We start from the raw sequence: 26,683 nt of genomic DNA, 5'->3' as shown, positions 1-26,683 counted from the left end.
TGATGGATAACCAACAATATTCAAAAACTTTAGAATTAGAAACCAATTCAATTAATATTAGTGAAATTATACAGCCATATTTGCGAAAGTGGCCATGGTTTATTGTAAGTGCGTGTATAGCGCTGATGATAGGCTATTTATGGCTTAAGCTTATGACGCCTGTCTATAATATTCAAACTACAATTCTCATTAAAGATGCAAAAAACTCATCAAATCAAATGATTGGGAGTGATATAGGAGTTTTACCAGATTTATCAGGAATAGGAGGATTAAAAACAAACAGCATTGCTAATGAGATAGAAATATTGAAGTCAAAAAGAATGATGCGTGAAGTCGTTGTCAATGAGAACCTTCAAGTTAATGTTGTAGGAAAAGGGAAAGTTACAGCTATAGAACTATACAAAAAATCTTCACCGATAAATGTTAAAGTAATAGAAGAGAAAGCTCACAGTAATCCTGTAAATACAATAAAAATTTCTGTTGAAAAAGATAAATTAACTCTTTTTTCGGAAAATTTACAAAAAGAGATTATTACTACATATGGGAAAACTATAAGTTTACCTTTTGCAAATATTATTATCACAAAAAATAAGGAATTCGATCCTAAAGAAGCCAAAGGTGTAGATATGAAGAACCTTGAATTACAGATTTCTTCTGTAGATGCCAAGGTAAATAGTTTACAAGGTTCTTTAAGTGTTGATTTAACTAGTAAGGAAGCTACGGTTCTTAAATTAGGGTTTAACTATCCCCAAATTTCAAAAGCTGAGGATATTTTAAATAATCTTGTTGTTGCTTATAATAATGATGCTATTTCCGATAAAAATTCAGAATCCAAAAAAACCCTTGATTTTATTGAAGATAGAATTAAAAAGCTCTCTGGAGAGCTTGGAGAAGTTGAAAACCAAAAAGAAAGTTTTAAATCAAAAAATAATATTACTGATTTAGAGACTGAAGCTAAGATAGGTTTAGAAAGTTCGGCTGCTGCAAGAGCGAAACAACTGGAAGTTGATGCTCAATTGGAACTTACAATTGCCCTAATTGGTTACGTATCTAAGCAGGGACAGTACCAAGTTCTTCCTTCGAATGTTGGACTTAATAATGCTGAAACTACGAGTGGAATTTCTACATACAATCAGTTAGTATTGCAAAGAAATAGACTTTTAGAATCTGCCACTTCGGAAAATCCTGCTGTTATTGATGTTACAAAACAAATTGGTACTATGCGTGGTGCGATCATGCAGAGTCTTCAAAGAAATAGAGTAGGGCTTGAATTGGCAAGAAATGAATATGTAGGTGAACAAAATAAAGTTTCTGGGAAGATTTCAAAGCTTCCATCTATAGAAAAAATGTTCAGAAGTATTGAAAGACAACAGCAGATAAAAGAAAACCTATATCTTCTTTTGTTACAGAAAAGAGAGGAGACAGCTATTGCACAATCTATTAATGCACCTAAAGCTAAAGTGATTGACATCGCTTATGCTTCTGCTTTTCCGGTTTCGCCAAAGAGAAATATAATCCTTATTGTTGCACTCTTATTGGGGTTATTAGTTCCCTTTATTGTTATCTATTTACTGCAGCTTTTCAATAATAAAGTCGTTACTAAGCATGATTTAGAGAAACTGGTACATGCGCCTATTATTGCAGAATTACCTAGTCTTGAAAAAGGAGATTCAGATATCGTTAAAGTAAATGATATTACTCCTATGGCTGAAGCATTTAGAATTCTTATTACCAATATGAACTTTATGCTTCCTAAAGAGAAAAAAGGGAAAGTCGTGTTTGTTACATCCACGGTAAAAGGAGAAGGGAAAACTTTTGCTTCCGTTAATTTGGCTTTAACATTAGCTAATCCTAAGAAGAAGGTAATAATTATTGGTTCCGATATCAGAAATCCGCAGCTTCAAAGATATAATCCCGCCAGAAAAGGACTTATAGGGCTTACTGAATTTCTTTATTCTGACAATACTAAACTTGAAGATATTATTCATATCTCATCTTTTAATCCTCATCTGGATGTTATTTATTCAGGAATGATTCCTCCTAATCCAACAGAATTATTATCTAACGGACGCTATGAAATACTTTTGGATGAGTTGAAAGGTAAATATGATTATATTATTCTGGATACAGCACCATTACTTCTGGTTACGGATACTTTCCTTATTTCTGATTTATCTGATGTCACCATCTATGTTTCTAGATCTAAATACACTGAGAAAGCATTACTGGAATTTGCAAATATTAATATTGATCAGAAGAAGATCAGAAATGTAGGATTTGTACTTAATGATGTAAACAGAGAAAATCTAGGGTATAGTAATAAATATGGCTATGGATACAATAATCACGTTGAAAAATCTTGGTTTCAAAAATTCAAAAATAAACTTAGTAAATGATGAAAACATATAAAATAGCAGTTATTGGACAAGGCTATGTAGGACTTCCTTTGTCATTGGAATTTGCAACTCATTATCCGGTATTAGGATTTGATATCAACACACAACGTGTTGGACAGCTAAATGACGGACAGGATATTACTCTTGAAGCCGACCTTGACAAACTGAACAACGGTCTTGAAAGATTTAAAGAATCAAATGGAAGTATTGGATACAGATCCACAAGTCAGCTTTCCGAAATTTCAGATGCTAATGTTTTTATTGTAACTGTTCCAACACCAATTGATAAATATAATGCACCAGATCTGAATCCTTTGATTTCTGCTTCAAAAATGCTGGGAGAAATCATTAAAAAAGGAGATATCATTATTTATGAATCTACAGTTTTCCCTGGCTGTACAGAAGAAGAGTGTGTTCCGGTTTTGGAAAAATATTCAGAACTGAAATTTAATGAAGACTTTTACGTAGGATATTCTCCTGAGAGAATCAATCCGGGAGATAAGATAAACACCCTTACCAGTGTAAAAAAAGTGACTTCCGGTTCTACTGAAGAAATTGCAGAAGAAGTGGATCATCTTTATAAAAAAATTATTACTGCCGGAACTCATAAAGCACCGAGCATTAAAGTAGCAGAAGCTTCTAAAGCTATCGAAAATGCACAGAGAGATGTTAATATCTCTTTCGTAAACGAATTGGCCCTAATTTTCGATAGAGTGGGTATTGATACCAATGATGTATTGGAAGCTGCAGGAACAAAATATAACTTCCTGAAATATAAACCGGGATTAGTAGGAGGACACTGTATTTCAGTAGATCCTTATTACCTGGCCCACAAAGCAGAACAGTTAGGATACCATCCTGATGTTATTTTGTCGGGTAGACGTGTAAACGATTCTATTGCAAAATTTGTTGCTTCCAAAGTAGTAAAACTTCTTATTGCAAAAGGAGGAGTAATCAAAGATTCAGAAGCTTTAATCTTAGGGGTTACCTTCAAGGAAAACTGTCCAGATGTAAGAAACACGAAAGTTGTAGATATCTACAGAGAGCTTTCAGACTTTGGAGTGAATGTAGATATTTATGATCCTTGGGCAAGTAAAGAAGAAGTACGCCATGAATATGGTATTAATATTCTTGATCAGCTTATAGCAGGAAAAAAATATGATTCTCTTATCATTGCTGTTTCCCATAATGAGTTCCTTGAGATGGATCTTAATACGCTGAAAAAAGAAAATGCAGTGGTGTTTGATACCAAAGCATGCTTAGACAGAAATTTGGTTGACGCTAGATTATAATAGAGAATGAATTATGATATTGTAATTGTTGGTGCAGGCTTAGTAGGATTGGCAACAGCTTATCAGACTAAACTTAAAAATCCTGATTCTAAAATCCTCATTTTAGAAAAAGAAAAAGATGTAGCATTACACCAGTCTGGGCACAACAGTGGAGTCATTCATAGTGGGATCTATTACAAACCTGGGAGCCTTAAAGCAACAAACTGTATAGAAGGATACCATTCAGTGATCAATTTTGCTGAAAAATATGGAATCAAATATGACCTTTGCGGTAAAATTATTGTAGCTACATCACAGGAAGAGTTGTCTCTTCTGGATAATATCTATAAAAGAGGAGTAGAAAACGGACTTCAGGATCTGAAATATCTTTCCAGAGAAGAATTTCGCGAAATTGAACCCCATTGTGAAGGTCTGAAAGCGATAAAAGTACCACAAACCGGAATTATAGATTATCCGGGAGTTGCCAAAAAGATCAAAGAACTCTTTGAAGAACTGGGTGGAGAAGTTAAATTCAATAATGAAGTAAAAAGCATTATTAATGCTAATTCTGAAGTGATTATTGCAACCAGTCAATCAGAATTCAGAGCAAAGAAATTGATTTCATGTGCAGGACTTTACTCAGATAAAATAACCAAAATGACCAACGAAAAGAATGATGTAATTATCATTCCTTTCAGAGGAGAGTATTACAAGATAAAAGATGAGAAAAAACATCTTGTAAAACACCTGATTTATCCTGTTCCGGATCCTAATTTCCCTTTCTTGGGCGTTCATTTTACAAGAATGATAGATGGAAATATTGAAGCTGGCCCTAACGCAGTTTTAGCTTTCCGAAAAGAAGGATACAAATTTTTTGATTTCGATTTCAATGAAACAATACAGACCCTTACATGGCCTGGTTTCAGAAAAATCGTCGCAAAATATGGTAAAACAGGTATGGGAGAAGTTCATCGCTCTCTCTCAAAATCTGCATTTACAAAAGCTCTTCAAAAATTGATGCCTGAAATACAGGAAAATGATCTTGTAACAGGAGGGGCAGGAGTAAGAGCACAGGCTTGTGACAGAAATGGAGCATTGATTGATGATTTTGATATCGTGAAAAATGGAAATATCATTCACGTGAGAAATGCACCTTCTCCAGCTGCAACATCTTGTTTTGCCATCGGGAACAAAATAAGTGAGCTTATTCAAAAATAAAACGACTTTCTGTGTGATATCCAAAACAGATATAAATATGAAAATTCAAATGGTTGACCTTAAAGGTCAATATCAGAAAATAAAAACTGAAATTGATGCAGGAATTCAAGAATGTATCGATAATACCGCATTTATCAACGGTCCTGCAGTAAAAGAATTTCAGCAGGATTTTGAAAAATATCTAGACGTAAAACACGTTATTCCTTGTGCTAATGGTACAGATGCATTGCAGATTGCAATGATGGCTCTGGATCTGAAACCTGGAGATGAAGTACTTTGTCCTGCATTTACTTATGTGGCAACCGCTGAAGTAATAGGATTATTAGGTCTCAAACCTGTGATGGTAGATGTAACTGAAGATACTTTTGAAATACAACTTGAAAATCTGGAAGCTGTTATGACCCCTCGTACGAAAGCCATTGTACCTGTTCATTTGTACGGACAAAGTGCAGATATGGAAAAAATTCTGGCATTTGCACAAAAGCATAATCTTTTTATAATAGAAGATACAGCACAGGCAATTGGTTCCGATTATACTTTTTCTAACGGAACGATTAGAAAATCAGGAACCATCGGACATATAGGATGTACCTCATTTTTTCCCTCAAAAAATCTTGGGTGCTACGGTGATGGAGGAGCTTTAATGACAAATGATGATGAACTTGCTTTAAAAATCAGAATGATAGCTAATCATGGACAGGAAAAAAAGTATCATCACAAAGTTCTGGGTTGCAATTCAAGGCTAGATACTATTCAGGCTGCTATTTTAAAGGTTAAACTTAAATATCTTGACGAATATTCTACAGCCAGAAACAAAATGGCGGATTACTACGATGAAAATCTTGCAAATATTTCCGGATTACAGATCCCTCATAGAGCTTCAAACTCCACCCATGTATTTCATCAATATACACTTAGAGTGAAAAACGGAAAAAGAGATGAATTGCAAAAGTACTTGGCTGAAAAGAATATTCCTAGTATGATTTATTATCCGCTACCACTTTATAAACAAGAAGCTTTTTTTCAATATGTAAAAAATGGCTTTAGACTTCCTGTTACTGAGCGACTTTGCTCAGAAGTGATTTCTCTTCCAATACATACAGAATACGATGAGAAAGTATTGAATCTAATTATTACTGAAATTAAAAACTTTTTTAATCAATAATGAAAATTGCATTATTTGCCTATAATTTTGAGCACAAAAAAACTCAGGATATTATATATTATTTGTTAGCTAATAATTACAAAGTTGATGTTATTTTAGCAGCAGACCCAGTGGAACTTAATATAAAACCAAGTTCTATCAGAACCAAAATAAAACATGATTTCTTAATACACCCCCGAAAAATAGCAGAAAGTTTTGGTATAAGATATGAGGTGGTAGAACATAATTCAGAGAAAACAGCTGAAATCTTAAAAGAAAACAATATTGATCTGGGAGTAATATCAGGCGCACGAATTTTAAAAAAACATATTATAGAATCGTGTAATGTAGGTATTCTTAATTTACATCCTGCTATTTTGCCTGAATGCAGAGGCCTGGATAGTTTACTCTGGTCTCTTGAGAAGGATATTGATTTAGGAGTTACTGCTCACTTAATACAAAAACAAGTGGATTCGGGTAAGATTATCTTTAAAGATACAATTGGTATCAAAAAAGATGATACCATACTGGATTTAAATGAACGACTATATGATAAGCAATTAGATATTTTAATCAAATCTCTAAATATTATTCTATATCAAAAAGAAGATTACAATGACTTTGAAGTAATAGATCTTACTTATCCAAACTACGGTAAAATGGAACATGACGAGGAAGTAAGCGCCATAGCAAAACTTGAAACATATATTTCAAAAAGAACATCACTATGAAAGATGATATAAAAAAGGAAATATTTAGATTATTAGAAGAAGATAATTCCTCAGAATTAAGCAATTTTCTTTCCTTTCATGACATAAATATTGATCACAGATTTGATAATGGAAGGACATTATTGCATACTGCTTGCTATCTGAAAAAAAGCAATGTAGCAGAGATGCTGATAAATCAGGGTTCAGATATTAATGCGGGTAATATGAATGGTACAACAGCCTTCATGTATGCTAAAACAAATATAACTGATGGGGAATTTGATTTTTTAGATTTTTTAATTGAGAAAGGAGCAGATATCCGGCAAAAAGATAAGTTTGGAAAAACCGTCTTGGATTATATTGCTGAGCAACATAATACTAATCTCATAGAGTTTATAGAAAAGAAGCAAAATATTATGGAAAAAAAAATAAAATTCGTCGTTGTAGGATGTGGGCATATAGGAAAGAGACATGCCGAGATGATCGTAAGAAATACTGAATGTGAGCTTGTAGCATTAATAGATATCAAAGATAAATCGGAGTTAAATATTGACAATTTTGATGTCCCGTTTTTTAATTCATTGGATCTGTTTCTTGATTCAAATATAGAAACCGACATTATAAATATTGCTTCACCTAATGGCTTTCACTTTGAACAGGCTTACAAAGTAATTAACTCGGGTAAACACGTTGTTGTTGAAAAACCAATGACTTTAGCAAAGAATGATGCCGAAAAACTTATTTTTCAGGCTCTTCATAAACACAAGCAAGTTTTTGCTGTGATGCAGAATCGTTATTCACCGCCGTCAGCATGGGCTAAGGATATGATTGAAAGTGGTAAACTAGGAAAGATATTTATGGTGCAGCTAAACTGCTATTGGAATCGTGATGAAAGATACTACAAACCAGAGTCCTGGCACGGTAAAAAAGAGTTAGATGGAGGTACTTTGTTTACACAATTTTCGCACTTTGTAGATATTATGTACTGGTTATTTGGTGATATTACCAATATTCAAGCTAAATTTGCAGACTTTAATCACGAAAAACTGACAGACTTTGAAGACTCAGGATTTATAAGTTTTGATTTTGTAAACGGAGGAATGGGCTCATTGAACTATTCTACATCAGTATGGAACCAAAACCTCGAAAGTTCAATGACCATCATTGGAGAAAATGGATCCATAAAGATTGGAGGCCAATATATGGATAAAGTAGAAGTATGTAATGTTAAGGATTATGTGATGCCGGAATTACCTCCTACTAATCCAGGAAATGATTACGGGGCATATAAAGGCTCTGCTGCAAACCATCATTATATTATTGACAACGTCGTTGATGTATTAAAAGGTAGAAATACAATTACGACCAATGCTTTAGAAGGAATGAAAGTTGTAGATATCATCGAGAGAATCTATGCACTGAAATAATATGTTACTACAGTCTTGAAGAGTTTATTTAATAAAATTACACAGAATCCTTTCGTAAGAAATGTTACAACACTAGCATTGGGAACTGTTATTAGCCAGCTTATAGTTTTGGCTAGTTCACCTTTGTTGTCCAGATTATTTTCTGTCGAAGATTTTGGTATGTTGTCGGTTTTTACTAGTGTTTCTGTATTTTTTGCTGTATTATCTACAGGAAGATATGAGTTTGCAATAGGTTTACCAGAACAAAACGAAAAAGCCCGCCATATTTTTTCATTAATTGTAAAAATTGGTTTTATAGTATCGTTTAGCTATTTGCTTATTATTTTTCTTTTAAAAAATGTTTTTAAATTTGAAGATAGCACAGGTTTTTTAAAAGAAGGAACATCTTTATTTGCGCCACTGTATATTTTTTTTATTGCAATATATTCAGGACTTCAATATTGGTTTCAACGATTTAAAAAATATAAGGAAATAACTTTAGCTAATGCAATTCAAGTAATTTCTACTGTGTTAATGAGCTTATTGTTTGGATTTCTACATATTAAGTCTGGGATGATTTTTTCTCTGATTATAGGAATAATTACTTCTTCCATATTTTTATTATTACGAGAACCAAAGATTATAACCAAAGACTTTTTTAGATTCCCATCGTTAGTTGTTGCCAAAGAATATAGTTCTTTCCCTAGGTACATGATTTTATCAGATCTATCTCTCACAGCAAGCCAGCAATTTATACCTATTATTTTTTCAATACTTTATAATACAACTATAGTAGGTTTTTTTGCTATGGCTAACAGAATGTTAAGACTTCCAAATATAGTTATTACAAGCTCTATAGCAAATGTATTTAGAAATGATGCTATTGATGAATTTAGAGAAAAAGGCAATTGTAGAGAGCTATATATACTTACATTCAAAAAGTTAATAGTAATATCATTTCCTATCTACACAATAATTTTCATTATATCACCATTTGCTTTTGAGTGGTTTTTTGGAAAACAATGGCTACAAGCAGGTTATTTCTCGAGGATTTTATCTGTTTTACTTATGGTTGAATTTGTAGTGTCTCCTTTAAATAGTATATTTTATATAGTACAGAAACAAAAGTTACTAATGAAAATTCAAATTTTAGTGGCTATAGGAGGGATCATTATGATATATCTGGGATACATTATTTTTAAAAGTCCCTACTATTCTTTGATATTATTTTGTATTAATTCTTTATTTTTTAATATGGTATTTTTATACTATTCATATAATTTTTCAAAAAAGAGATTATGAAGATATTGGAGAGCAAGACTTTTAATTATTGTATAGCCCTGATATACGCTGTTTTTTTTTATCAAGGATATATTACATTTCTTAATCCATTCTTTGGTTATGCCGGATTTGAAATAAATGAACCAAGGCTAGTAAATTATACATTTATGGTTTATACATATGCCTTGGCCGTTTTGCCTATTTATTTCTTTCGTGGTGTCAATACAATTTCAGCTTTTATTTGCATTTTTATTTTCTTTTTACTTTACATACCTATACAGGTAACATATTTTATTGATTTTGATGGTGATGATTTATATGTAGCTTATCTTCAATTTTTATACTTTATAGGGATGTGTTTGCTGTTCTATGCTGATCGGGTAAATTTTAAAACTAAGATAGTATTACCATCTAGAATTGACTTTTTTAAAGTTACTTTGTTGCTTACAATTTTTTCAACATTGTACATGATTGTTAAATATGGGAGTAATCTAAAGCTAGTTGCTTTTGAAGATGTATATGATCAGCGTTTTGCTACATCAGACCTTGGTTCTGATATTTTTACCGCTTACATTTCATCCTGGTTAGCATATATGTATATACCTGTATGTCTTGCTTACGGATTGTTTGCTAAGAAGAAAATATATTTTTTGACAGGATTAGTTGGAAGTATTGTCGTTTATATGGCTATTGCTTCAAAAACAGCACTTGTATTTCCAATTGTAATTTATGCGATGTACAAGGCTCTTAAAAACAGAAGTTTGAAGTCATCTTTTGCTTTTATGGGAATAGGTTTGATTATCTTTATGTTTATAACTTTAATGTTTGATTTTAACGTAGTTACAGCATTGTTCTGGATGCGTACTATTGGAAATAGTGGATCATTAACACTCCATTATCATTATTTTTTTGAAACACATCCTAATACTTATTATAGTCATATTAATATTATCAACTTTATTAGCCAGTCTTATCCATATTCAGGCAAAAGCCTTGGGCAAGTGGTTGGAACTAATTATTGGGGAGATGATATGAATGCTAATGCTAATTTTTGGGCTACAGATGGGATAGCTGCAGTAGGGGATCTAGGAATATTACTATCTAGTGTTTTATTATTTATAATTTTTATTGTTTTTAACCGTATAAGTAAAAATTATAATTTCCTTTTTTTGGTGTTAACATTGATACCATATATTATGTCTATTCTTAATACATCATTATTTTCTTCTCTGTTTACAGGGGGAGCACTGTTTTTATTTTTAATGTTAATGTTTAATACATCGGTAAATAATCCATATATAAATGAAAATCTTAACAATCATAGGGGCTAGACCTCAATTTATAAAAGCGGCTGTACTAAGCCGCATAATTAGTGAACAGAATGATGTAGAAGAAGTTCTTATTCATACTGGACAACATTATGACAGTAATATGTCAGATATCTTTTTTGAAGAGATGAATATACCTAAACCTAATTATAACTTGCAGGTAAAGAGTAAATTTCATGGAGAAATGACTGGTAAGATGATGGCTGAAATAGAAAAAGTTGCTTTACAAGAAAATCCTGACTGGATTTTAGTATATGGTGATACAAACTCTACTCTAGCTGGAGCTTTGGTTGCGTCAAAGTTGCATATTAAATTGGCACATGTAGAGGCAGGACTTAGGTCATTCAATAATAAAATGCCTGAAGAAATCAATAGAATCTTGACAGATAGAGTAAGTAACATTCTTTTTTGTTCTACAGATACAGCGGTGAAAAATCTTACGAAAGAAGGTTTTAATGAATTTGAGGATAAAAAAATATTTAAAACAGGGGATATTATGTTGGATGCCTCTATTCATTATGACTCCAAAAGTCGTAAACCTGATTTTGAAATCCCTTCAGAATTTATTCTGTGTACTATTCATAGAGCTGATAACACAGATAATTCTCAAAAATTATTAACTATTTTTGAATCTTTAAATGAAATTGGTTTTGATACTAAGATTGTATTACCAATTCATCCTCGAACAAAGTTTCTCTTATCCCAATTAAAGCCAGACTACGAAAAAGAATATCCTAATGTTTTATTTTGTGAGCCATTTGGATATTTTGAAATGATTTGGTGTTTACAACATGCAAAATATGTTATAACAGATAGTGGGGGGCTTCAAAAGGAAGCTTATTTTTTCAAGAAATTATGCATAACATTACGTGATGAGACTGAATGGACAGAATTAGTAGACTATGGATATAATTTATTGTCTATAATAGAAAAAAATGAAATACTGCGTAATTACAAGCTTTTAGATACAATAAAAAAGGATTTTAATGAAGAGCTGTACGGGAATGGAAAAACAGGAGAATTAATTTTAAGAGAACTTCAAAATTATTAAAAATGAGATTTGTACATGTTGAAGATTTCGTACATCCAAATGCGGGTTACCAAATAAATTTACTTACAAGACTTCAGGTACAACAAGGCCATGAGGTTATTATTGTTGCTGGTGAACTGGATAAAATACCTGTTTTTCTGACTTCATTTTTTGGAAAAGATAATATAGAAGAAAAAGATAGAAAATTTGAACAAGAAACAGGCGTTAAAATTATTAGACATCCATTATATGCTTATTATAGTGGACGAGCCATTTATAAGCCTGGATTACATAAATTGATAAAGTCCTTAAATCCTGATGTGCTTTTTATTCATAATGAAGATACAGTGATGGGAATGAAGCTTCTTTGGGATTATAAAAAAATGAATGTTCCTTATGTCTTAGATTGTCATATGCTTGAAATGGCTTCCGAAAATCGATTTAGAGATTTTTTTAGGTTGTTTTATAGAAAATTCGTTACTCCAGTTATTCTCAAAAATAATATTCCTCTTATAAGGGTAGTGGATACTGATTTTGTCCAGAAACATTATAATATTCCACTTTCTAAAACTAAGCTTTTATCTTTTGGTACTGATACAGATTTTTATAAACCGGATTCTAAAATAAAAGAAGAATTTAGAAAAGAATTAGGAATTGAAAACACCGATTTTGTTGTTATCTATGCTGGGAAAATGGATCCAGCAAAAGGAGGAGAGTTTTTGGCAGAGAGTTTGAAAGAAAAAATAAATATTGAAGGAAAGAGAGTGAAATTTGTTATCATTGGAAACCCTCCGAAAGATGAATATGGAACAAAAGTAGATAAATTATTCTCCCAATCTGAAAATGATATTATAAGATTTCCTACTCAAACTTATTTTGATCTTGCAAAATTTTATCAAATTGCTGATATTGCGATATTCCCTAAACAATGTAGTATGAGTTATTTTGAAGTTCAGTCTTGTGAACTTCCAGTTGTATTGGAAGAAAACGAGATTAATAATTCTCGAGTGAGTAATAGAAAAGGGATATTATTTTCACAATCATCAATATCTGAATTTAGATTGGCAATCGAACAATTTGGAAATATGGAAAAAGAAGAATTTGAAATTTACAAACGAAATGCAAGAAAAAACATCGTGGATAATTATAATTTTGTTCCTATTGCACAACAATTTACTGATATAATGATAGACGAGTATAAAAAATTTCATTCAAAATAGCTATTAATTTTTGTTTGTTGACAAATAAATGATCATGGTTAAAAATCCTAAAATTAAAATAATGATTGGATTTTTGATATTGGAAAATTGTAACTTGTGTGCTTAATAAAAAATAACCATGATCAATCAAATACGTAGAATTAAGATAAAAATAACAACAAAACTCAATATTCTAACAGGAAAGGTATTCAATATTAAAAAAGATGTTACCATTCCCCACACGTGGTATGGTAATGATTATGGAGGGTTTTATGTTTATGATAAAACATTAAATGAGAATTCAATAGTTTATTCTTTTGGAATTGGTGAAGATATTTCCTTTGATGAAGCATTAATTAAACAATTTGGTTGTAATGTCTTTGCTTTTGATCCTACCCCAAAGTCTATCAGATGGGTAAAGAACAGAGAAAATCCGGAAAAATTTATTTTTCATTCTTTTGGAATTGATCAGCAATCAGGAATTGTAGAATTTTTACTTCCTAAAAATGATGATTATGTTTCTGGAAGTGTGATTAATCAAATCAATGTAGATGAAAAGAAAAAATTACGGGTCCCAATGAAATCTCTTTCTGATATAGTAAAAGAATTGGGACATAAGCGGATAGATATAGTGAAGATAGATATTGAAGGGTCAGAATATAGCGTTATTGATAGTATATTATCTGCACCAGCAGAAATTGATCAGATATTAATTGAAATTCATGAACGTTTTTTTAATGACGGTAAAGAGAAAACCAATAAACTCTTGAATACATTAAATAAACATGGATATAAATTATTTGGAATTTCCGATGGAATGGAAGAATTATCATTTATAAAAAATAAAATATGAAGCAAACAGTAGTTATAATAGGAGGGAATGGATTTGTAGGGAAAAATTTCACATCATACTTTGCTGATAAAGGATATAAAGTTATTGTTGCTGATCATAGCATAAAGAAGGTTGATAAAGTAAATTCTGATATTGAATTTGCTGCAGTAGATATACATCATACGAAAGAACTTCTAAATATAGCTGAAAATGCAGATTATGTAATATGGCTTGTTCATGCTTCCGTACCTTCTACACAAGATGAAAGTTTAGTAGATGATTTTTCTCTAAATGTATCACCGATAGTTAAGTTTTTAGAAAAGGCTGGAAGCTTTATGAACCTTAAGAAATTTATATATCTTTCGTCAGGAGGTACTATATATGGTGATATACTTGATCACGAGCCCGTTAAGGAAAATCATTATCAAAAACCAATTTCCAATTATGGGTTGTCAAAATCAATTGCCGAAAAATATATAGAATATATTACAAAAGGTAAACCGTATGAAACCGTGGTTCTGAGACCTTCAAATGTTTACGGGCCTTATCAAAATCTTGTAAAACCTCAAGGTATCATAGGATATGCCCTCAAATCTATAAAAAATAATACTATTCTGGATTTATATGATGATGGGAGGGTGATTCGTGACTTCATTTATGTTGATGATTTAGCTGATGCTGTGTGGAAATTTTTTACAAATGATTCTACGCCAGGAGAAGTGTCCTTTTATAATGTTGGAAGCAATGAAGGTTATTCTATCAAGGATGTATTAAATAAAATAGAAAAAATTACAGAAAAAAAACTCCAATTAAACCATAAATCTTCACGTAATTTTGATTGTGAATATAATGTTCTTGATATCTCAAAATTGAATAAGGACATATCTTGGTCTAAAGAAACATCTATTGAAGAAGGTCTTACTAAAGTATGGGAGTGGATTAATAAAGAAAAGTAGAATGAAAATATTGTTTATTGCACCAATACCTCCACCTATTAATGGACAAAGTAAAGCTTCAAAAGTCTTTTTGGATGCTTTGGCTGACCAACATGATGTAAAGGTTGTTAATTTAAGTAAATCTAGCTTAAAAAATGGGGCTAATTCCTTTCACCGACTTTTTGAAATTTTTGAAATTTTAAAAGAAGTTAGGAGAAATAGAAAAAATAATGATTTAATTTATATTTCATTGGCTGAATCATTTGCCGGCAATATGCGAGATCTGATAATTTATAATTTGTGTAAAAAGGATTTACACAAAACTTATATACACATGTTAGGAGGGGCAGGGATGAAAGAGATTTTATCCAAAACAGGATGGCAAAAAAATATGAATGCTAATTTTATGAAAAAATTAGCAGGAGTTTTTGTTGAAGGACCAGCCAATTTTGATACTTTTAAAAAAGTATTACCTGAATCTAAGATACATATTGTTCCAAACTTTGCTGAAGATTTTCTTTTTGTTGATGATCATGAAATAAAACGAAAATTCAACGATTTACAGCGTATTAAAATTCTATTTCTTAGTAATCTGATCCCAGGGAAGGGTTATGATGAGTTAGTTGATGCGTACCTTTCTTTAAACCCAAGAGAGCAAAAGCAACTTGAGATTAGTTTTGTCGGAGGTTTTGAAGATAATGAGAGTGAAAAAAATTTTTTGAATAAAATAGCTGATAACGAAGGATTAAAATATTTAGGAAAGTTTATTGACGGTGCCGAGAAAAGAAAACTTTATTGTGAAAGTCATGTTTTTTGTTTACCCACTTATTATCCCTTTGAAGGACAACCTATAAGTATTTTAGAAGGCTATGCTACTGGTTGTGTAGTGATAACAAGTAATCATAGTGGAATTCCCTTTATTTTTAAGGATGAGAAAAATGGCTTTATGGTAGAGAAAAAGTCGGTTTCATCTCTTACTGAATCATTAAGAAAAGTTATATTAGAAAAAGAAAATTTAGAAAGAATAGCTTTTTATAATAGAGATGAGGCCCTTGAAAAATATAGAACTGAGATCTATCAAAATTCATTAAAATCAATATTTTTTAATAACGTAGAAAAAACTAACCCTTAAAAAATAAATTTTAAAGGTTAATACAATGTTTAGGTCTATTGCTTATAAATAATTTGAAATTTTACAATGAAAATTAACTGTTACAAAAGCCAGATTTTATATAAATATCTTACTATTCTAGTGTGTATATTTTTAGTTGAAAAAATATCTTTTGTTCAAGCACAGACAAAACAACAGCAGATAGAAGAAATAAGGATAAAGCCTGGAAAAAATGATTACTTAACGATTCAACAAGCTCTTGCTCATAACGAATCTGAATATTTAAAAATTATTTTAGATGGTAAATTTGTTATAGATAAAACATTAGTTTCTAAAAGAAACAATACGACTTTAGAATTTACTAAAGGATCACAAATTACTATGACAGCTAGGGATGAGGGAATTCTTTTGATTTTAAATGATAATTGTATAGTTCAGAATGGTAGATTTATTGGAAATGGCCAGTCTACTACTAATTTTTATACCGGATTTGGAGTACAGTTGAGTGATACTGAGAACTCTAAAGTTATTAATTGTTCTTTTGAAAAAATAAGCGGTATACCTATTTTCTTATCTTTTAGCAAAAAGGGATGTAAAAATAGCCTTATCAAGGGAAATCATATATCCCATCCAGCAATGTATATAAAGGAAATTGGAGATGAAGCTGGAATTCTTTTGGGATATTCAGGAAATGATTACTTTCATGAGAATAACATTATTACACTTAATGAAGTTGATGGTAATAATATACTAAAGATTGGTGTTGGTATTATCGGACATGGAAAGAATAATACATTTTCTTCAAATAAAGTTTCCAATTGTTTAAACTACGGGATCATTTCTTATGAATCAGCTTACACAGATATTTCTCTTACAGGTACTAAAATACTGGATAACGAAATCAGAAACATAGGAGAAATAGGAAATAAGCGAACAGTAAAAGGGATGGGAATTTATCTAATGAAATCAATGAATTCTGAAGTAAGAGGAAACAAAGTATATAATACACTCAGAAACTCTGATCAAACCGAAAGTCTTGGAGCAGGAGCTATAGCAATTAGTTGTGCCATAAATGCCAGAGTTGAAAATAATCTTATAGATGGATCGTACATGTATGGGTTTGTTAATGACTATAGTTTTAATTCTAATTTTAATTCTAACTTTGTCAAAAATACAAGAAGGTCTGCTATATTGTTTGTTAATGTAAATGACGTGTTGGTGGATAGAAATCGTTTTGAAAATATTGGTGAAGTCGTATTTAAAGGAAGGTTTGAGAATACCGGATTGGAATACGTAAAGAGTCAATGGAAAATTAAAACTTATTTGAATCAGGTTACAGGGAAAAATATTAAAATAGAAAATAACATAATAGTTTCTGATAAAGATTTATTATTCTTTAAAGGAACAAACAGAAAAGAACAAAATATAGAAAATAAAATTAAAAATAATACTTTTGTAAATAATACTATTAGGAGGAGTTCTCAGGCCCCTCTCACTAATGAAAATGTGGCGTTTCGGGAAGTAGAAGAAAATACAAATATTTCACGAAATAATAAAGTTGAAAAGAAATAAGCACTCATAATGGAACAAACGAGACCGTACCAGATATGTACAAAAACAATAATGGACACTACAGATCCCAACATTATTTTTAATGAAAAGGGTGAAAGTGATTATTATACTAATTTTAAAGAAAATATTGAACCCAACTGGCATACAGATGAAAGAGGATATGACGAGTTGATGAAGATTGCTGATAAAATAAAGAAAACATCAAAAAATAAAGATTTTGATTGTATTATCGGTTTGAGCGGTGGGTTAGATAGCTCTTATGCTGCTTATGTAGCAAAGGAAATTATGGGAATTCGTCCTTTGATTTTTCACGTTGATGCAGGTTGGAATACAGATAAAGCAGTAGGGAATATTGAAAAATTGATTAATGGTTTGAACCTTGATCTATACACTGAAGTAATCAATTGGGAGGAAATGAAAGATTTACAGATTGCATTTCTAAAATCTCAGATTTCTGATCAGGATTTGCCTCAGGATTATGCATTCTTTTCGGGTTTATATAAGTTTGCCAAAAAAAATAAAATCAACTATGTACTTACCGGAAGTAATTTCTCTACAGAGTGTTGCAGAGAACCGGAAGAATGGGGCGGATTTCCGGGAATTGATACTACTTTAGTAAAAGATATTCATTCAAAATTTGGTAAGAGGCCACTCAAAACATTTCCACTTGTTGATATTCTGTCCTACAAGATATACTATAAATATGTTTATGGAATGGAAGTTTTTAAACCATTAAATCTAGTGCCATTTAATAAAAAGGAAGCGGAAACTCTTTTGATGGAGAAATTTGGTTGGGAGCCATTCCAACATAAACACCATGAGTCCAGATTTACTCGTTTCTATGAAGATTATTGGCTACCAAGAAAGTTCGGGTATCAAAAAAGGAAAGCTCATTTCTCTTCCTTGATATTAACAGGTCAAATGACACGCGAAGAGGCGTTAGACCGGGTTTCAAGACCAGAATTATCTGAAGAATTCCTACAAAAGGAGTTTGAATATGTTGCCAATAAGTTAGATTTAACAAAAGAAGAGTTACAGCAAATCTTTGAAGGGGAAAATAAAACGTACAAAGATTATAAAAATAAAATGGGTATCATCAAATTTGGTGCTCAGGCAATGCAAAAGCTAGGTTTAGAAAAGAGACTATTCAGATGATAACAATTATAGATTATGGTGTAGGTAATATCAATGCTTTTGTAAATGTTTACAAAAGAGTAGATGTTCCTGTTAAAATTGCCACAACAAAAGAAGATCTGGAAGGAGCTCAAAAACTTATTCTTCCGGGAGTAGGACACTTTGATCATGCAATGACTCAGCTGAATAATTCAGGGATGAGAGATAAGCTTGATGATTTAGTTCTAAACCATAGAGTACCTGTTATAGGAATCTGTGTAGGAATGCAAATGATGGCGAATAATAGTGACGAAGGTAATATGGAAGGACTGAAGTGGATAGATGCTACTGTTAAAAAATTTGATGAAACAAAAATTAATCAGGCGACAAGGCTTCCACATATGGGCTGGAACGATGTTAAACCTGTAAAAGATATTGAATTATTCAAAGGATTGGAAGATAATTCTATTTTCTATTTTCTTCATACTTATTATTTCCAATGCAATAATGCAGAAGATATTATGGCTGTAACTGAATATGGTGGAGAGTTTGCTTCAGCAGCACATCATGAAAATAAATACGGAATACAATTCCATCCGGAGAAAAGCCACCATTATGGTGAGATTTTATTACACAATTTTGCAAAACTTTAAGAGTCTATGTTAAGACCCAGAATTATACCATCTCTTCTTATTCAAGATAATGGGCTTGTAAAAACAGTCAATTTTAAAAACCCCAAGTATGTGGGAGATCCTATCAATGCGGTAAGAATTTTCAATGAAAAAGAAGTTGATGAGCTTGCTATATTTGATATTGATGCTACAGCTAAGGGATTAGAACCCAATTATAGTTTAATTGAAAGAATAGCCAATCAATCGAGAATGCCTCTTTGCTATGGCGGTGGAGTAAAAACAGTAGAACAAGCACAGAGAATTTTTGGCCTTGGAATAGAGAAAATTGCACTTTCTTCTGCTGTTCTACAAAACCCTCAATTAATTACTCAAATTGCAGAAAGGGTAGGAGCACAAAGTGTTATCGTTGTATTAGACGTGAAGAAAAAGCTGTTTGGAGGTTATGAGGTTTATACTCATAATGGTAAAAAATCTACAGGGATTAATCCTTTTAAATTTGCAGAAGAAGCTCAAAAATTAGGGGCTGGTGAAATTATTATCAATTCAATCGATCAGGATGGTGTTATGAAAGGATATGATATGGGGCTGATTGATAAAGTGCGAGAAAAGATTTCATTACCGCTTACAGTTCTAGGAGGAGCCGGTTCTTTGAATGATATAAAGCAAGTTGTAGATAAGCATGGGATTATTGGGGTAGCTGCAGGTAGTTTATTTGTATTTAAAGGAGTATACAAGGCCGTATTAATAAACTATCCTTCTTTTGATGAAAAAGAAGCAATAAGGCAAAAATAGTTATATGTGTGGAATAGCAGGAATAATATATAAGAATGGAACTTCTGTAACTAAGGAAATTTTATCCAAAATGACCAATAAGATGTTACATAGAGGGCCGGATGCCGAAGGTTTCTATATAAAAAAGAACTTTGGGTTTGGTCACAGAAGGCTTGCTATTATTGACCTAAGCAATTCTGCAAATCAACCATTTTTGTTAAATAATAAAGTCCTTATATTCAATGGGGCTATTTATAATTATATAGAGCTTAGAGATGAGTTGGAAAAGGAAGGCTATTCTTTTTCAAGCAATTCTGATACAGAAGTATTGATTGCTTCTTATGATTTCTGGGGTGAAAAATGTGTGGAAAGATTTAATGGGATGTGGGCTTTCGCCATTTATGATGCAGAAAAAAATAAAATATTCTGTTCACGTGACCGCTTTGGGGTAAAACCTTTTTATTATTATACAGATGAAAAGAAAATGATTTTTGCATCTGAAATAAAGCCTATTCTTGAAATAGAACCCATAAATGAAGTGAATATACAGGTTATGGTTCAGTTTATTGCGGTAAATCTTACAGAGCAGACTCATGAGACTTTTTTTAAAAATATTTATAAACTACAAGGATCCCATAATTTAATATATTGTTTAGATACAAATACTTTTGAAATATACAGATATTATGATATTTCTTTTTGTAAGAAAATATCAGAATTGAATTTAGATGAGTCTATAAAATTGTTCCAGCAAGAGTTAGAAAGGTCTGTAAAATTAAGATTAAGATCTGATGTGAAAATTGGAACGGCTTTAAGTGGAGGATTGGATAGCTCTTATTTGGCAGCTGTTGCTTCTGATATTTTTTCAGCAAATACAGGCCAAAAACTTAATGTAATTTCTGTTGGTTCAGAAAATCCAGGGAATGATGAAAGCAGCTATTCAAAAATTGTTTCCAACCATTTGAACTTGAATCAAGATTTAATATATCCTGATAAAAAAGTTTTTGAAGAAAATATGCTGAAGGTAATTACTACGCAGGAAGAACCTTTTCAGGGGCTCTCCATTTATATGCAGCATTTCCTTATGAATGAAACCCACAGATCAGATATCAAAGTACTTTTAGATGGTCAGGGTGCTGATGAAATTTTACTCGGTTATAGCCGTTATACTGCTGCGTATATCAGAAATCATAATCTGTCTAAAAACATAAACTTTTTACTCAAGGTCAGAAGTCACTACGATATTTCTATGCTGAAAGGTATACTTTCCTATCTATATTTCAGTGTATTCTTTATTAGAAAGTTAAGAATATTATTTAGAGGAAGAAATTTAAAAACAAAATATAGAAAGGGCATTGATTTTACCTTAATGAAAGATCTGACAAAATCCTATTCTGATATATTTAAAATGCAGAGAATAGAACTTTTCTGGGCTCAGATTCCGGAATTGCTAAGATTTGAAGATAAAAATTCAATGGCTTGCTCGGTGGAAACCAGATTACCATTTTTAGACTATAAATTTGTAGAAACATGTCTATCTATAAATAATCATTTTAAAATTCATCAGGGATGGTCAAAATATATCCTTCGAAGAAGTATGGATCGTAAATTGCCGGATGCAATTACATGGAGAAAAAGAAAAATCGGGTTTGAAGCACCTACAGATGAATGGTGGCCATATTCTGATAAAATTTTAGAAAAAATAAATCAGTCAAAAATTATAAAGGAACTTTATTCAAAAAAAATAAAGAAATTAAAGAACAGAGAAATGCAATGGAAGTTATATAATATTGCAATCTGGGAAGACGTGTTTAATATGAAAATAACGAATTAAAGTAAAAAAATGCAAATTAACAATAAAATACTTCTTATTACTGGTGGAACGGGCTCATTTGGTACCGCTGTTTTAAGAAAATTCATAAATACAGATCACTTTAAGGAAATCAGAATTTTTTCTCGTGATGAGAAAAAACAGGATGATATGAGAAATCAGTTTAAAAATGATAAACTGAAATTCTATATCGGTGATGTAAGAGACTATAATAGTATTGAACCCGCAATGAGGGGGGTGGATTATGTTTTCCATGCAGCAGCACTGAAGCAGGTACCATCATGTGAATTTTTCCCAATGCAGGCCGTAAAGACGAATGTGGAAGGAACACAAAACGTTATTGATGCGGCAGCCAGAAATAAAGTAAAAAAAGTAATCTGCTTAAGTACGGATAAGGCAGCCTATCCTATTAATGCAATGGGTATTTCCAAAGCAATGATGGAAAAAGTAGCCGTAGCAGCGTCAAGAAATCTTGAAGAAACAATAGTTTGCCTTACAAGATATGGAAATGTAATGGCTTCAAGAGGATCCGTAATTCCTCTGTTTATCAAACAAATTAAAAATGGAGACCCAATAACCATTACAGATCCTAATATGACCAGGTTTCTGATGTCTCTTGAAGAGGCTGTAGATCTTGTATTGTTTGCTTTTGAGCATGGAAACCCTGGTGATTTATTTGTTAACAAAGCTCCGGCAGGGACTATAGGTGATTTGGCACAGGCTTTAAAAGAAATGTTTAAGGCTGATAATCCTGTTAAAATAATAGGAACAAGGCATGGGGAAAAGCTATATGAAACATTGTGTACCCGTGAAGAAATGCTGAAAGCTCAAGATATGGGGGATTTCTATAGAATTCCTGCAGATAACAGAGACTTGAATTATGCACAGTATTTTTCTGAAGGATTAGAAGATATATCGAAAATTGAAGATTATCATTCTCACAATACAGAACAGCAGGATGTGGAGGGAATGAAAAAGCTGTTGTTGAAACTTCCTCTCATACGGAAAGAAGTATTGGGAGAAGATGTAATGCAATATCCTGATTAAAAAATAATGTGATGGAGATACCAGAAGTTTTTGAAGGAGGAAAATATTCGGATGATAGGGGAAGTCTTTTTTTTAATAATAATTTTGATGCTTCTGAAATCAAGAGAATATATTGTATAGAAAATACCGATCTACAATTCATAAGAGGCTGGACGGGACATAAAATTGAGCAGCGCTGGTTTTCTGCATTACAGGGAAGTTTTATAATTAAACTGATTAAAATTGATGATTGGGTTGTACCGTATAAAAGATCGGAAATTTTAAAATATCGCTTAAATGCAGGGAAATTTGATGTACTTCATATTCCAAGTGGATATGCAAGTGCTATCCAAGCCGACGAAGAAGGCTCAAAACTATTAGTAATGGCAAATTATTCTTTAGGAGAAATAGATGATGATTATCGTTTTCCTATAGATTATTTTGAAAATTTATAAGATGAAAAGAATAGGAATTACAGGACAGAATGGGTTTGTAGGATCTCATTTATACAATACTTTAGGTCTGACTCCTGAAGAATTTGAAAGAATTGATTTTGAAAAAGAATTTTTCAATGACTCAGAAAAATTAGACCATTTTGTAAAGCAATGTGATGTCATTGTGCATTTGGCAGCAATGAATCGTCATTCCGATCCGGAGGTTATTTTTAATAATAATATCAATCTGGTTAAGCAACTTATAGCTTCTTTGGAAAGGACGGGATCAAAAGCTCATATTCTGTTTTCATCTTCTTCTCAGGAAGAAAAAGATAATCTCTACGGAAAATCTAAAAAAGAAGGAAGAGAACTATTTTCTGAATGGGCAAAAATATCTGGAGGTACATTTACCGGTATGATCATTCCAAACGTTTTTGGGCCTTTTGGTAAACCTAATTATAATTCCTTTATAGCAACATTTTGTCATAAACTTACTCATGGAGAAACTCCAAGTATTGATAATGATGGAGAAGTCAGACTTATTTATGTAGGAGAGCTTGTTCAGGAAATTATTAATAATATCCAAACTGGAGAAACCAGAGAATTATATGAAGTTTCCCATACTTCAGTCAATAAAGTTTCAGAAGTACTGGAGAAATTGGAGAATTTTAAACAACTTTATTTTGATAATGGAGAAATACCGGAATTAAAAACCAAATTTGATTTAAATCTGTTTAATACTTTCAGGTGTTATTTTGAGATTAAAGATCATTACCCTGTAAAATTTACACAACATGTAGATCAGAGAGGTGCTTTTGTGGAAGTAATCCGTTTAGGAATTGGTGGGCAATGCTCTTTTTCTACAACAGTTCCCGGAATTACCAGAGGAAATCATTTTCATACCAGAAAAATAGAAAGATTTGCTGTAATAAAAGGGAAAGCTCTGATACAGCTGAGAAAAATTGATACAGATGAAGTATTGGGTTTTTATCTGGATGGAAGTGAACCAGCTTACGTAGATATGCCTATCTGGTACACTCATAATATTAAGAATATAGGAGAAGAAGAATTATATACAATTTTTTGGATCAATGAACCTTTTAATTCTGAGGATTCAGATACCTATTTTTTAAATGTGTAAATATGGAGATAACAAAGAAAGGTAATATTGAATTTTTTTTTATTTTTTTCCTGACTTTTGGGTATATCTTCTTCTATTCATTTTCACGTCAGTTAGATACTCCAAATGAATATTTTGCAGTTCCTTTTCGTGTTATTTTATTTCTGATAAGTTGTTATATTATATTTGTAAACTTTGAAAATATAAAAAAAAGAAAACTATCAGTTATTTTTACTATTCTTTTTTGGCTTTTTTATTTAGTAAAAACTATTTATAGCTTTAAAAATGATAGTTATCAGCAAAAAGTATTAAATAACGAAGAAAAGATTTATATAAGAATTATTTGTCTGAATCTAATTCCTTATATAGCTGTTTTGAGCATTAATTTTTCAAAAGAAATCACTGTGAAACTAAACGCCCTGATCTTTAATTTTTTATTGATCATATTGGGAATAAGCTGTCTATATACAATATTTATATATCAGGCTTTTGAAAAATCAAGCGGAATATTTGCAGGATATTATATCACCACAGGACATTATGGATTATCTTTATTGATCATATCTACGTTTTATTATTTTCAGCTACCTCAAAAGAGATTGAAACCGATATTAGGAATACTTATAGGAATCTTTACGGTTTTTAGCGCTTCTGCAAGGAGCCCTATGTTGACTGCATTTATTATTCTATTTATATTATTAATATATGCAAATAAACTAAAATATTGGATTGCATTACTCTCCTTTGTTCTTCTTTTCATTGTGAGCATCTATATTTTAAAACAATCGTCTGTGGCTGACTTTGAATTTATTACCAGAATGTATGATGCTATTTTTGAAGGTAATGCATATGGAAGAGCTTATTATTTAACAAAAGGTTGGGGTGTTTTTAAAAATAACATTGCTTTCGGAGGACGTATTTTATTTGAAGATGGTTTATATCCACATAATATTTTCATGGAGGTATTGATGAGTATGGGAGTTATTGGTATCATTTTATTTTTTCTGTATTTTAAAGATGTATGGAAATTTAGAATAAAATATATCACAAATAATATATACTATTTACCATTTATTTTGTTTTTTATTCAATACTTTGTTCTTGTTTTAACTTCATATAATATATTTGCAAATTTGGAGTTTTGGACTTTTTCAGCAGTATTTATATCTATAATTTTATTTTGTAATGATGAAGAAATTAAAAGTAATGACAGTCGTGGGTACACGGCCGGAGATCATTAGATTATCAAGAGTATTATCAGCTTTGGATGCATCGGAAGCTGTAGAACATATTATTGTCCATACAGGACAGAACTATGATTATGAACTTAATCAGATTTTCTTTGAAGATCTTGGACTAAGAAAACCGGATTATTTTCTGGAAGCAGCTGGAAAATCAGCTACAGAAACGGTAGGTAATATCCTAATCAAGATAGATCCGCTTTTAGAAGAATTACAGCCTGAAGCTTTCCTTGTTTTAGGAGATACCAATTCTTGTCTTTGTGCAATTCCTGCTAAAAAAAGACAAATTCCAATCTTCCATATGGAAGCGGGTAACAGATGCTTTGATCAGAGAGTACCGGAAGAAACCAACCGTAAGATAGTAGATCATACTTCGGATGTCAATCTAACCTATTCGGATATTGCCCGTGAATATTTATTGAAAGAAGGTTTGCCTGCAGATAGAATCATCAAAACCGGATCTCCAATGTTTGAGGTTTTGAATCATTACCTACCTCAGATAGAAAGTTCAGATGTTTTAAAGAGACTAAACTTAGAAGAAGGTAAATATTTTGTAGTTTCTTCCCACAGAGAAGAAAATATTAATTCTGAAAAGAATTTTACAGGGCTAATGGAAAGCCTTAATGCAATTGCAGAAAAATTTGAATATCCGATTATTGTTTCTACTCACCCTAGAACAAGAAATATGATTGATAAGAAGCAGATGTCGATGAGACCGGAAATCCAGTTTTTAAAACCATTGGGTTTTCATGATTACAATGCACTTCAAATGAGAAGTTATGCTGTATTATCGGATTCGGGAACAATTTCAGAAGAATCCTCAATCCTTAATTTCAGAGCACTTAATATAAGAGAAGCTCATGAAAGACCAGAAGCAATGGAAGAAACTTCAGTAATGATGGTAGGGTTGTCACCTGAGAGAATTTTGCAAGGGCTTGTTCAGCTTCAGCAGCAGAAAGTAGGTAAAGAAAGAAACTATAGACCAGTAGCAGATTATTCTATGCCCAATGTTTCTGAGAAAATGGTGAGAATCATCCTAAGCTATACTGATTATGTAAACCGAGTAGTCTGGAGAAAATAAA

Annotated in this window: 23 protein-coding genes; all 23 read left to right on the top strand. The window is 31.6% G+C overall.

Features of this window, described 5'->3' with window-relative positions; genetic code table 11:
- Positions 1–2 precede the first annotated feature (2 nt).
- The 23 genes from AC07UM_RS06835 to wecB (AC07UM_RS06725) all read left to right on the top strand — a co-directional run bounded on the left by AC07UM_RS06835 (position 3) and on the right by wecB (AC07UM_RS06725) (position 26,682).
- Positions 3–2,396: a GumC family protein gene (locus AC07UM_RS06835; protein ID WP_494681803.1), complete on the top strand. Its 2,394-nt coding sequence runs from the start codon at positions 3–5 to the stop codon at positions 2,394–2,396.
- A complete protein-coding gene (locus AC07UM_RS06830) occupies positions 2,393–3,688 on the top strand; it encodes a nucleotide sugar dehydrogenase (protein ID WP_494681802.1) in 1,296 nt (431 codons plus the stop codon). Before AC07UM_RS06835 ends, AC07UM_RS06830 begins: the two co-directional genes overlap by 4 nt.
- A 6-nt stretch (positions 3,689–3,694) precedes the next feature.
- On the top strand, positions 3,695–4,885 hold the full coding sequence (gene lhgO / locus AC07UM_RS06825; RefSeq protein WP_494681801.1) for an L-2-hydroxyglutarate oxidase: 1,191 nt from the start codon (positions 3,695–3,697) through the stop codon (positions 4,883–4,885).
- A 37-nt stretch (positions 4,886–4,922) separates the two neighbouring features.
- Complete coding sequence (locus AC07UM_RS06820) at positions 4,923–6,050, top strand: DegT/DnrJ/EryC1/StrS family aminotransferase (RefSeq protein WP_494681800.1); 1,128 nt, start codon at positions 4,923–4,925, stop codon at positions 6,048–6,050.
- Positions 6,050–6,760, top strand: a complete 711-nt coding sequence (locus tag AC07UM_RS06815) for a formyltransferase family protein (protein ID WP_494681799.1) — start codon at positions 6,050–6,052, stop codon at positions 6,758–6,760. The genes AC07UM_RS06820 and AC07UM_RS06815 overlap by 1 nt, the downstream gene beginning before the upstream one ends.
- A complete protein-coding gene (locus AC07UM_RS06810) occupies positions 6,757–8,166 on the top strand; it encodes a Gfo/Idh/MocA family protein (protein ID WP_494681798.1) in 1,410 nt (469 codons plus the stop codon). Before AC07UM_RS06815 ends, AC07UM_RS06810 begins: the two co-directional genes overlap by 4 nt.
- A gap of 15 nt (positions 8,167–8,181) precedes the next feature.
- Positions 8,182–9,447 carry a lipopolysaccharide biosynthesis protein gene (locus AC07UM_RS06805; RefSeq protein WP_494681797.1) on the top strand — a complete coding sequence of 422 codons (1,266 nt, stop codon included), beginning with the start codon at positions 8,182–8,184 and terminating at the stop codon, positions 9,445–9,447.
- A complete protein-coding gene (locus AC07UM_RS06800; RefSeq protein WP_494681796.1) occupies positions 9,444–10,757 on the top strand; it encodes a hypothetical protein in 1,314 nt (437 codons plus the stop codon). Before AC07UM_RS06805 ends, AC07UM_RS06800 begins: the two co-directional genes overlap by 4 nt.
- Positions 10,729–11,805 carry a non-hydrolyzing UDP-N-acetylglucosamine 2-epimerase gene (gene wecB / locus AC07UM_RS06795; RefSeq protein ID WP_494681795.1) on the top strand — a complete coding sequence of 359 codons (1,077 nt, stop codon included), beginning with the start codon at positions 10,729–10,731 and terminating at the stop codon, positions 11,803–11,805. The genes AC07UM_RS06800 and wecB (AC07UM_RS06795) overlap by 29 nt, the downstream gene beginning before the upstream one ends.
- Positions 11,806–11,807: 2 nt before the next feature.
- A complete protein-coding gene (locus AC07UM_RS06790; protein WP_494681794.1) occupies positions 11,808–13,004 on the top strand; it encodes a glycosyltransferase family 4 protein in 1,197 nt (398 codons plus the stop codon).
- Positions 13,005–13,122: 118 nt separating this feature from the next.
- Positions 13,123–13,836, top strand: coding sequence for an FkbM family methyltransferase (locus AC07UM_RS06785; RefSeq protein WP_494681793.1), 714 nt, complete (start codon positions 13,123–13,125; stop codon positions 13,834–13,836).
- The gene (locus AC07UM_RS06780; RefSeq protein ID WP_494681792.1) at positions 13,833–14,771 is read left to right on the top strand and encodes an NAD-dependent epimerase/dehydratase family protein; all 939 of its coding nucleotides are present in this window, start codon (positions 13,833–13,835) and stop codon (positions 14,769–14,771) included. The genes AC07UM_RS06785 and AC07UM_RS06780 overlap by 4 nt, the downstream gene beginning before the upstream one ends.
- A gap of 1 nt (position 14,772) precedes the next feature.
- A complete protein-coding gene (locus AC07UM_RS06775; protein ID WP_494681791.1) occupies positions 14,773–15,882 on the top strand; it encodes a glycosyltransferase family 4 protein in 1,110 nt (369 codons plus the stop codon).
- A gap of 66 nt (positions 15,883–15,948) precedes the next feature.
- Positions 15,949–17,433 (top strand): right-handed parallel beta-helix repeat-containing protein, encoded by a 1,485-nt coding sequence (locus tag AC07UM_RS06770; protein ID WP_494681790.1) that lies wholly within the window; start codon positions 15,949–15,951, stop codon positions 17,431–17,433.
- A 9-nt stretch (positions 17,434–17,442) separates the two neighbouring features.
- Positions 17,443–18,588, top strand: a complete 1,146-nt coding sequence (locus AC07UM_RS06765) for an N-acetyl sugar amidotransferase (protein WP_494681789.1) — start codon at positions 17,443–17,445, stop codon at positions 18,586–18,588.
- On the top strand, positions 18,585–19,199 hold the full coding sequence (gene hisH, locus AC07UM_RS06760) for an imidazole glycerol phosphate synthase subunit HisH (RefSeq protein ID WP_494681788.1): 615 nt from the start codon (positions 18,585–18,587) through the stop codon (positions 19,197–19,199). The genes AC07UM_RS06765 and hisH overlap by 4 nt, the downstream gene beginning before the upstream one ends.
- Positions 19,200–19,205: 6 nt before the next feature.
- Positions 19,206–19,970, top strand: a complete 765-nt coding sequence (locus tag AC07UM_RS06755; protein WP_494681787.1) for an AglZ/HisF2 family acetamidino modification protein — start codon at positions 19,206–19,208, stop codon at positions 19,968–19,970.
- 4 nt (positions 19,971–19,974) lie between these two features.
- Positions 19,975–21,783, top strand: a complete 1,809-nt coding sequence (asnB, locus tag AC07UM_RS06750; protein WP_494681786.1) for an asparagine synthase (glutamine-hydrolyzing) — start codon at positions 19,975–19,977, stop codon at positions 21,781–21,783.
- Between the two features lie 9 nt (positions 21,784–21,792).
- Positions 21,793–22,827 carry a polysaccharide biosynthesis protein gene (locus AC07UM_RS06745; protein WP_494681785.1) on the top strand — a complete coding sequence of 345 codons (1,035 nt, stop codon included), beginning with the start codon at positions 21,793–21,795 and terminating at the stop codon, positions 22,825–22,827.
- Between the two features lie 11 nt (positions 22,828–22,838).
- Positions 22,839–23,261, top strand: coding sequence for a WxcM-like domain-containing protein (locus AC07UM_RS06740; protein ID WP_494681784.1), 423 nt, complete (start codon positions 22,839–22,841; stop codon positions 23,259–23,261).
- Between the two features lies 1 nt (position 23,262).
- Complete coding sequence (locus AC07UM_RS06735) at positions 23,263–24,381, top strand: polysaccharide biosynthesis C-terminal domain-containing protein (RefSeq protein ID WP_494681783.1); 1,119 nt, start codon at positions 23,263–23,265, stop codon at positions 24,379–24,381.
- A 2-nt stretch (positions 24,382–24,383) separates the two neighbouring features.
- Entirely contained in the window at positions 24,384–25,601 is a 1,218-nt protein-coding gene (locus AC07UM_RS06730) for an O-antigen ligase family protein (RefSeq protein ID WP_494681782.1), read from the top strand.
- Positions 25,549–26,682 (top strand): non-hydrolyzing UDP-N-acetylglucosamine 2-epimerase, encoded by a 1,134-nt coding sequence (gene wecB / locus AC07UM_RS06725; RefSeq protein WP_494682288.1) that lies wholly within the window; start codon positions 25,549–25,551, stop codon positions 26,680–26,682. The genes AC07UM_RS06730 and wecB (AC07UM_RS06725) overlap by 53 nt, the downstream gene beginning before the upstream one ends.
- The last annotated feature ends 1 nt before the right edge of the window (position 26,683 follow it).

This window comes from Chryseobacterium sp. GW821-FHT04C04 (assembly GCF_059420365.1).
The sequence above is the reverse complement of the archived record's forward strand: the minus strand, read 5'-3'. Positions and strand labels throughout refer to the sequence as shown.